Origin of the sequence: Mesorhizobium sp. M0771 (genome assembly GCF_040320155.1) — a bacterium.
Taxonomy (GTDB): domain Bacteria; phylum Pseudomonadota; class Alphaproteobacteria; order Rhizobiales; family Rhizobiaceae; genus Mesorhizobium.
In genome coordinates this window covers 1-8,535 of record NZ_JAMYPC010000048.1, presented here as the reverse complement: position 1 = coordinate 8,535, position 8,535 = coordinate 1, and the positions used below count along the sequence as shown (strand labels likewise).

Here is an 8,535-nt window from a genome sequence, read left to right as displayed (position 1 = left end):
TCCCGGCAGCCAAACCTGTCTTGATAATTTCGCGTCTAGTGATTGTCATGCTCCCGTTCCTCTCTTTTTCATTTTTAACTATTAGTTCCCAGTCGTTCCTAAAATCCAACAAGAGCGTCTGCAGAATGCTGCCGGGCGGCGATTTCAGGACTGGCAATATCGTGTTCGGGCCAGAAGCGCGCTTTCCGGAACTCGAATTGATGTTTTCTATAGTAGCCAACGCCAGGCGTATTCACGAGCACTGGTCTAGCTAGACCAGCGAAGTTCAAAACAAAGTGGAAACCTGATTTAGCAACTATGAAATCGAGATCTCCAAGAACCACGTTCTGACTTGTAAAAGCTGCCGGGTCAGTGGTGTCCGCCGGCTTCGTGGTCAGTAGCACTTGGATGCGGCCATCTACCCGGAGGACGGCCGTTGGTCCCATAGCACTGGGGGCGCCTTTGCCGACGGGACCCTCCACGATAAAATTTCCGTCACTCACGTACTCAACAAGCCCGGTGATCAATCGAGGCGTGAAACCCGGTGTGAATCCTGCTCCGACAGGCAGCGTAACAGTTGCACCTACCCCCGCCTCTATCGCCCTGGCCGCTGCGACGGGATCGGTGATAGGTACTGCACCGCGCAGTCCCGGATAGCCATCGAGCGCTGCGGAAAGCAAAATGGTACCGTCTCCCGGCGCCCCCGCAGCGGTGCGATCTCCCATGTCACCAATCACAAATGGCCGCTTGTCCGGCGAACTCCGGACAAGCTCAAAGACCTCGTCAACCGTCAGAAGATCGTCCTTGAAACGCTCGCGTTCGATCCAGAAGCGAGTCGCAAGGTCTACGGCGATGGAAGGTGTGTCGGCGCTTGGGCCATTGCTCAAGATGGTGACAACCTGGCCGATTTCGTCATCATCGGTAAAGCGGAACACGTTGTAGATCGAAATATCCTTAATCGATGGATGCAGAGCCGCGTATTCGCGTGCTTTTGCATGGATTTCGGCCAGCGGCCCAGAGCCCGTTTCACCCGCACCCGGCAGGATCATAGGCACCCGTGCCGAAATCGTGACCGGCCTTAGACGCTCCTCAAGTTGCTCGATCAGCAGTTCTGCAACTTTCTGGCCACATTCGACAAAGTCCGAATGAGGGTTTTCCTTGCAAGCAATACAAATGTCGGCGTTGTCGAGCATGCGGGGTGTGATATGGCCATGCAGGTCGAGGCCGACGCCAATCGGCACCGCAGGGCCAACGACTTGGCGAAGCGCTTGAAGGAGATCGCCCTCAGCATCTGGCGTTTCCGTCGTGCCCATCGCGCCATGAAGGTCCAAGCCTATTGCATCGGGCTTGATTCGCCGAACGGCATCCAAAAGTTCCTGACGCATACGCAAGTAGAAATCATGATCGACAAGGCCGCCGGCGCCCCCGCTCGCCGAAAAGACTGGTTCAATTGTCAAGCCCGCTGTGACAAGCGTTTCAGTCAGCCCTTTCAGCACGCCAGCTGGCGCCCTTAGAATATCCTGACCACGCTCCAACACGAAGAGGTCCTCGTCGGCAAGCCTTGGGTTCAGTCGGTTGGCTTCGTGGCTGAAGGCGGCAACGAGAATGCGATAAGGCTTGGAGATTTCTGGCACTCGATCAGCCCCTTCTTTGTAAGGTCGTGGTCCCATCAGACGGTTGGAACGCGGCAAACCGGGCGTGAATTCTTGCATCATGGGCATTAGCACTACTGGTCAGTCCGCCATGTCGGTCCAGGATCATGTCAAGGCATCTCCAACTCTGAGAACTCCTCCTCGGTATTGGCCAAGGAGTGAACTCGGCCGCGCCTAGTAATAATATGCCGTTGTAGATCATGGCGAGCTGAAATATGGCGGCGGTTAGGGCATTGCCGAATCTGTATATTCGTGCCCGTCCGCATCTATCACCTTGCTGGGTCGCGTAGATCGAAAGAAAAGCGGGAACGGACGACGAGCCCAAATTGTTGCCACCAGGCAGGACCCTCTTTGACAGCCTCGAATTTCTGTCTGCTCGTGAGGCTTGAGGTTTCATAGACACGCTGCTCAAGCGCAACGGCGACGTCGATCTTACACGACGTCGATCTTAGACCGTGTTTCTGCGGACTGCTGCACGTAGGTTGGCTCCTCGATCACTAGTGTTTCCAAGCAGATAAGAATGCTAGTTTGTGTCTATGCATCGCATGGAGAACGGACCCGTGAAACTCAGAATAGTTATTTGCTGCGGCGATTGATTATGCAATCGGTAGCCTAGATCGGGTAGCGGCCTCTGGCGCCGCGGCCAGACTTTCGGTTGAGACGGTTGTCCCTCACAATTATGGTGTGAACGGCGTCATGGCCGAAGCCAGCGCCAAACATCAAGGAGAGACGACCGTGGATTATTATGCCGGGATGAGGTGTCAGTGGAATGCTCAAGTATCTGTGTCGTTGATGGCAGGGCAAGATCGTGCGGGAAGCGAAGGTGGCGAGCGAGCCGGAGGCTCTGATCGCCTGGTTTGCGGCGTTCGAAGTCCCGCTTGCGCGGATTGGCGTAGAGGCAGGCCCGCTGTCGCAATGGCTATTTGCTGGGCTGCAGGCGTCCGGCCTGGCAGTGGAGCTTCTCGAGACGCGTCACGTGCGCGACCCCTTCAAGGAGATGTCGGTGGAGACGGATCGCAAGGATACGCGCGGCATTGCACAGCTCATGCGGCTTGGCTGGTTCCGCCCCGTGCACTGCAAGTCACTGCGGCACAGGAAGTCCGCGCCCTGCTGACCACGCGCAAGCTCCTGCAGTTGAAGCGGCACGATGTCGAGATGAGCATCCGCGGGGTCTTGCGTGGCTTTGGCCTGAAGGTCGGCCCGACGACGCCGAAGACGTTTGAGCGGCGGGTTCGCGAACTGGTCGCCCATCATGACACGCTGGAGCAGATTGCCGAGGCTCTTCTCAGGCCCGAGGAGTGCTGCTGTGCGAGTTCAAAACAATCGAGAAGCGTCTTGTCGGATTGGCACGGCGCGATGCGCAGGTGCGCAACCTGATGAGTGTGCCGAGGGTCGGCGCTTTGGTAGCGCTGACATTTTCGGCGGCCATCGTCGACCCGTCGCGGCTTCGCTCGTCCCGGATCGTGGGCGCCCATTCGGCCTGACGCCGAGGACGTACCAGTCTGGCGAGACCGACGTGACGGGGCGCATCTCCAAGGTCGGCGACCATGGGGTGCGTGTGGCGCTCTATGAGGCGGCCAACGTGATGCTGTCGCGACCGGTCAGCCGACGACGTTGGCGCCAATATCTTTCCGCCCTTTACTATGGAAGCCTAAAAATCAAACAAAAATCAACGCAAAATGCTGCCCGCGCACGGGTCTCATAACAGCTGTCTCCAACTCAACAGCTTTGACCATTTATTGCGTTCAATTCGGAGCGGAAACGCTCACCTTTTCGCACGTAGCTTTGTGCAGTTTTTCGGAAGTCTAGAATCTCCTCTTCAGACAGCATCCGGACGAACTTGGCCGGTGATCCCGTCCACAACTCTCCCGACTTAACTCGCTTGCCCGATGTCAGGAGACTGCGTGCCCCGAGAACACCATCTGGCTCGATCATGCAGCCGTTCATGACGGTCGAGGCCATCCCGACGAAAGCGCGGTCTTCCAGGTGGCAACCGTGGATCAGGCAGGAATGTCCAATGGTAACATCGTCACCGATGACGACATCGAATTCGCCGGGGTCGATGTGAATAACCGACCCGTCCTGGATGTTGCTTCGCGCACCGATCTGGATCGTATTGTCATCGCCACGCAGCACGCAGTTGAACCAGACGCCGGACTGTGGCCCGATGGTCACCGCACCCACGATAGTGGCGGAAGGCGCAATCCACGCACTAACGGCAATCTTGGGTTGGCTGGAACCGAGTTTGTAGACTGACCGAGATGTTGTAGACATGAACACTTCCCATTTGTCCGGCTTTGTCGCGCTTCGAAGAATAGGCGCAGTTGTTGCTCGTTGTTTCGAGTTGACACTCGTGCAGATGCCTGCAGGGCTTTGAGCGCCCTTGTGCGCTTGAGGGTCAAACCCAAGAGGAACCAAATTCGGTTGCAATTAATCGTGTATCCTTGATGCTATCCTAATAGGAGGTTGGGGGTTTTGTGTGCGATGGTCGCACATTTCCATTAGCTAAGGGCCGGTGGTACTGACGTCGCCGCCCACTGTGCTGGTCGACATGCTTTACACGGTCCGCCACCTTCCCATATGAAGGGCCGGCCACGCAGATGTCATCCGCTGCCCGACGCATGATTCACGAACCGACGGGAAAAGCGCACGCTAATCTTCTCCTGCCGGATGACCGCTGCCTCGAACAAAGAAGCCCTCGGTCTCCTAAAGGGCATGACCTGAGCTCAAATTTCCGTCATCAGCCTCACGGAGCAAGAATCCTTGCACCCTTGCGCGGACAGTGATTGGTTGCGATACCTTTCAAACAGTGGAGGAATGATCGGGCGGCCACTTTATTCAGGCTTTAAGATTTGCAGGATCTTGACACGAGCGGTGAGTATATCATTGACTATCGCGGCCTGGACGGCGGCAGCATTTCTTGCCTTCAGTGCAGCGATTGCGGCGTCGTGAAATCTTTCACCGTCGTTGTCTTCGAATCCCCGATTTGCAAGCAGGCCCAATGTGGGACCGATTGTCACCCAAAGGTTGTCGATAATCGTCAGAAGCCTAGGCGCCTTCGATTGAGCATAAAGTGCAAAGTGGAACTTGGCGTTTGCCACAATCTTCGCCTTGGAGTCGTTAGCCCTCCGATGCGCACAATAGACAAGATGATGCTGCTCCAACTCTCTGATAAAGGTCGTCGAGGCATTTCCCGCCGCAAGTTCCGCTGCCCATCCTTCAAGATTGACACGGAGCTTTGTTATCTCCTCTAAATCTGACCGCCCCAGGCTTGGAGCTTTAATGGTCTTCGGACCTTCCATTGACAGGCTTTCCTCCGACACCAGGCGCGTGATCGCCTCTCGGACAGGCGTAACACTGACTCCAACTTGAGAGGCTATGGCGCGATGCGTAATCTTCTCGCCGGGCTTATACACGCCACTTCTGAGGTTTTCACGCACAATGCCGTATACTCTGTCGGATAGAGTCGTTGTCTGGGGGTGGCCGCCCAAACCGTTCAATGTCCTAGCCCTGACCAGTTGGTAGGCGCTTCCCTACTGCCTACCTCAGTCGTTCCAGTAAGGGCGCGCACCATCATTAGGAACAGTATCACGACCTTCGTTCCCCTATGGATCACCCCGCCATTGGTGTCGATAACCCGGCGTGGCCTGAAGGCGCTGCGATATCGGACATCGCGGCCGGCCGCTACGATTGGGTTACCGCCAATCGCACCACCGCAGGCATAGACGGAATGCTTGGCGTCCATAGGGAGCAAATAGCCGCTGCAGATCAAGATGTGACAAACGGCTGCGAGTTTTTGTGCGGTCATGGGCGGCTCCTCCCGTCGCCATGCGGGGTTGAGTGTTCATGCGCAACGGCGTCGTCGATCGCACCCTAGTTTCAGCGGACTGCTGCATCACAGACGGTTCCACCTCACCCGAGTTTCCGAGCCCCATGAGAATGCTGCGTGTGGACTTATACATCATATGGAGAACGGTTGACGGAATTCAGAATAGTTATTTACAGCGGTAGTTGATTATGCAACCTGGAGCGCGGTCGCCAACGGGCAGCCCGAACCTGCGCCAATTATCTGTATGACGGCGCAAATAATAGATCGATCACTCGGCAGCATGCTGCCGAGGGCCGCCGCTTCTAATTTCCTTCGGCGTGTAGCCGTAGTGCTTTTTAAACGCCAGGCAGAAGTTGGAAGCATGGTCGTAGCCGATTTCGTAGGCGATCATCTTCAGCGGCATTTCGGTTTTAACGAGTAGATCGACAGCCTTTGATAGGCGCACCATGGTTCGGTAATCGTGGGCGTTTATACCGTACCGATCTGCGAATGCCTTGTTGAAGCTACGGCTCGGGATATTGAATTCTTCCGCGATCTTGCAGATCGACAGTTTGTTGTGCAAGCCGCCATCCAGAATGTTCTTGATGTGCTCCAACTTCTCACCCATGCTTAGGACGGCGTCGGACTTTAAACAACCAAGTGAAATTATGTTGTCTAAAGTAATGCAAAGTAATTCGTGTGCCTTTGCGGAGACATAATGGTGCACAAAACGTCGACCGATGCTGCGAAATATAACCGATCTTGCGATCTTTTCCATTTCCGAGCAGAGCGGAAGCTCGATCCAGGTAAATCGACCGGCAGGATGGTGCAACAGGTCCTGCAGGACCGCTAGCTGATCAGAAAATTCGGCCACCACGCGTGGCGGCTCCTGCGGGTCGAAGCCGAGAGCCAGCGCCGTCTCCGACTGGCTTTCGGCCCATTGACTTATCGCGTCGACGCCTTTGGGATGGAAGTAGGCGACGAAGGTGGGCTTCTGTAGCTTAAGTGCTTCGCCCCTTGACGGGGAGATGGTACGGCGTCCATCCAAATGATAGAGGAACACCAAACGGTCGGTGCCCCGATGATTTTCGAGGCATTCTTCGCGCATCCTGAAGTGCTTGGTCGTCAGCAGAAGGCTAAGCTCTATCTGGAAACAGTCTTCGTGGCCCGTCGCATACTTCGAAGGCGGTATCCAGCGGCGTCCGAATCCGGCCATTTCCGGCGGGGTCCGGACTTCCTCGAATTCCTTCGCCCAGGCGATCTGCTCAAGGGCGTTCATACGCTCGAACTCCGTTAGTGTGTTATAACAAAATATTCGCTTTTGGCTCGTTGTCAAACGGGAGTGGGTGCCAAGGAAGCGGGAAAGTGTTGGCGGGGTTGTGACGACGAGGCTGAGAGCGCAAACTATTGAGCAAGGAGGAGGTGCTTTTGGTGGCGACCGCCTGCTCAAAGCCGCCACCGGGACGGGCCCGCTGGACCCTTGAGCTTCTGGCCGGTGAGATGGTCCGGCTGTCTTCTGAGACTTTCCGTCGACGGCTGGCGGACATCTGAAGCCCTGGCGCAAACTCTCGCCGGCCTCGATCGCTCCAACAACACGCTCACGAAGATCGTTTGAAATGGGAGCCGTCATGAGATGCTCGCCTCCGATCTAGCCAGCATCTTGAGTCACAAAATCAGTCCGACGGGAATCCATCACAATCTGAACCGCTCTAAGTGTTTGGTCCCGGCATTTGCTGGAGCGAATTGCGGTTGAAGCGTTCCGGTTGTGACGCCCACGCCCTGCAGATGAACTCGTAGGCCGTGAGACCCTTGAGGGTCTTGAGTCTGCGAACGAAGTTGTAGGCGCAACGAAGTCGGCGAGATGGGTGCGTAGTTAGTCGTGGCTCTCGTAATAGAAGCGCTTGACGGTGGCGTCCTTATAGTCCGACCGCTTGCCGTTCCCCAGCACCGTCTTTCCACTGCTAGGTTCGTCCATCTCTTGCATTGAGAATGGACACATCTCTGCGATCCTGCTCACAAATGCCTAGGTGCAGAAAATTGAGCGCTTACCGACATTTTCTGTCGGGTTTGTCGGGTTTGTCGGGTCTGTCGAGTCCGCCCGCCGTCTGCGGCCGGTTGCACCGCCTTTTCATGTCCTGCCTCGGGAAAATAGCTGAACAGCAAGGAAATCTCTTGCTTCAGCTCGTGTCAGCCTGATGGGCACGAATTTTGAATGTCCTTCGTTGCCGAGCCGGTACGGCCAGCCTCCATTCACATGACAGGCGTTCATTCACATGACAGGCGTTCGAAAGCATAAATGCTCTAAATATGTGACTAATCAACAAGGATCACATTATGCCGAATAAAAAAACTAAATCCCATTCTATACTGGCTGATGATGCTGGATGCGCAAGAGTCATCAATGCACGCAACACAAGAATTGTCGATACAGGCAGCGACAGAGGACATGGCGTCTTCTCTGCTCGTCAATTCTTGCCCGGCGAGGTCGTTATGATTGGTTTAATCGACCGTTTGGAAGAAGTTAGGACGATATACACAATTCAAATGGATTGGAATGTTCATGCTCTGTTTGAGGAGCCAGCTATCCGCTCGAACCATTCTTGTAATCCCAATCTAGCGATCGCGCCTAACCGATTCGGAGCCTATGAGTTTATCGCTATTCAGGAAATCTCTCGTGACGTCGAACTGACCTGGGATTATGCTACCTCAGAGAGCGAGAGTATCGCGGTACCAGTCTGTCTTTGTTCAGCGGCAAATTGCCGAAAATCCGCCGGAGGCTTCTTCACGTTGCCTCCTGATCATCCGATGCTCTCTGCAGGATTCTACGCTCCCTATCTCCAACGGAACTCTGGACGGTTTCCGAGGGGGATAGGAATGTTTGCAAAGTTGGTTGGCTCCTAGCCCGAAAAATTCATGGGGGTTTATGGTGGTTGGTGAATGTGGTGCAAGCCCGTTGAATGACGTAGGATTTGGTTGCTTAAGCCGATCCGAAAATTTCCCGGAGACCACACCCACCATGAACGATCTTGCGCTGCCGCTGAGCGGTTTGTCATCAGTCGGCGGCAAGTCCGTCGTCGCCCGTTTCGACGGCGGCAT

Annotated in this window: 9 protein-coding genes and 2 pseudogenes; 5 read left to right on the top strand and 6 right to left on the bottom strand. The window is 55.3% G+C overall.

Going from position 1 to position 8,535, the window contains the following annotated elements; genetic code table 11:
* Positions 1-98: 98 nt before the first annotated feature.
* The gene (locus NKI05_RS31715; protein WP_352794152.1) at positions 99-1,694 is read right to left on the bottom strand and encodes a M81 family metallopeptidase; all 1,596 of its coding nucleotides are present in this window, start codon (positions 1,692-1,694) and stop codon (positions 99-101) included.
* Positions 1,695-2,439: 745 nt separating this feature from the next.
* On the opposite strand from NKI05_RS31715, the gene NKI05_RS31710 reads away from it, so the two are divergent.
* From NKI05_RS31710 to NKI05_RS31700, 3 genes are all read left to right on the top strand, one after another.
* Entirely contained in the window at positions 2,440-2,745 is a 306-nt protein-coding gene (locus NKI05_RS31710) for a hypothetical protein (RefSeq protein WP_352794150.1), read from the top strand.
* Between the two features lie 184 nt (positions 2,746-2,929).
* The gene (locus NKI05_RS31705; RefSeq protein ID WP_352794148.1) at positions 2,930-3,115 is read left to right on the top strand and encodes a hypothetical protein; all 186 of its coding nucleotides are present in this window, start codon (positions 2,930-2,932) and stop codon (positions 3,113-3,115) included.
* A 32-nt stretch (positions 3,116-3,147) separates the two neighbouring features.
* The gene (locus tag NKI05_RS31700) at positions 3,148-3,336 is read left to right on the top strand and encodes a hypothetical protein (RefSeq protein WP_352794146.1); all 189 of its coding nucleotides are present in this window, start codon (positions 3,148-3,150) and stop codon (positions 3,334-3,336) included.
* A gap of 14 nt (positions 3,337-3,350) precedes the next feature.
* Here the strand turns inward: NKI05_RS31700 and NKI05_RS31695 are convergent, their stop codons facing one another.
* The 4 genes from NKI05_RS31695 to NKI05_RS31680 form a co-directional block, all read right to left on the bottom strand.
* Positions 3,351-3,905 carry a gamma carbonic anhydrase family protein gene (locus NKI05_RS31695; RefSeq protein ID WP_352794144.1) on the bottom strand — a complete coding sequence of 185 codons (555 nt, stop codon included), beginning with the start codon at positions 3,903-3,905 and terminating at the stop codon, positions 3,351-3,353.
* A 560-nt stretch (positions 3,906-4,465) separates the two neighbouring features.
* Complete coding sequence (locus NKI05_RS31690) at positions 4,466-5,131, bottom strand: GntR family transcriptional regulator (RefSeq protein WP_352794142.1); 666 nt, start codon at positions 5,129-5,131, stop codon at positions 4,466-4,468.
* Positions 5,128-5,439 carry a hypothetical protein gene (locus NKI05_RS31685; protein ID WP_352794140.1) on the bottom strand — a complete coding sequence of 104 codons (312 nt, stop codon included), beginning with the start codon at positions 5,437-5,439 and terminating at the stop codon, positions 5,128-5,130. The genes NKI05_RS31690 and NKI05_RS31685 overlap by 4 nt, the downstream gene beginning before the upstream one ends.
* A 289-nt stretch (positions 5,440-5,728) precedes the next feature.
* Positions 5,729-6,718 (bottom strand): helix-turn-helix transcriptional regulator, encoded by a 990-nt coding sequence (locus tag NKI05_RS31680; protein WP_352794138.1) that lies wholly within the window; start codon positions 6,716-6,718, stop codon positions 5,729-5,731.
* A gap of 116 nt (positions 6,719-6,834) precedes the next feature.
* Here NKI05_RS31680 and NKI05_RS31675 point away from each other — a divergent pair.
* Positions 6,835-6,984, top strand: a pseudogene (locus NKI05_RS31675) (IS630 family transposase); the annotation flags it as partial.
* 164 nt (positions 6,985-7,148) lie between these two features.
* Here the strand turns inward: NKI05_RS31675 and NKI05_RS31670 are convergent.
* A pseudogene (locus tag NKI05_RS31670) lies at positions 7,149-7,357 on the bottom strand (IS481 family transposase); the annotation flags it as partial.
* Positions 7,358-7,773: 416 nt separating this feature from the next.
* Between NKI05_RS31670 and NKI05_RS31665 the strand changes: the two are divergent.
* A complete protein-coding gene (locus NKI05_RS31665; RefSeq protein WP_352794136.1) occupies positions 7,774-8,340 on the top strand; it encodes an SET domain-containing protein-lysine N-methyltransferase in 567 nt (188 codons plus the stop codon).
* Positions 8,341-8,535 lie beyond the last annotated feature (195 nt).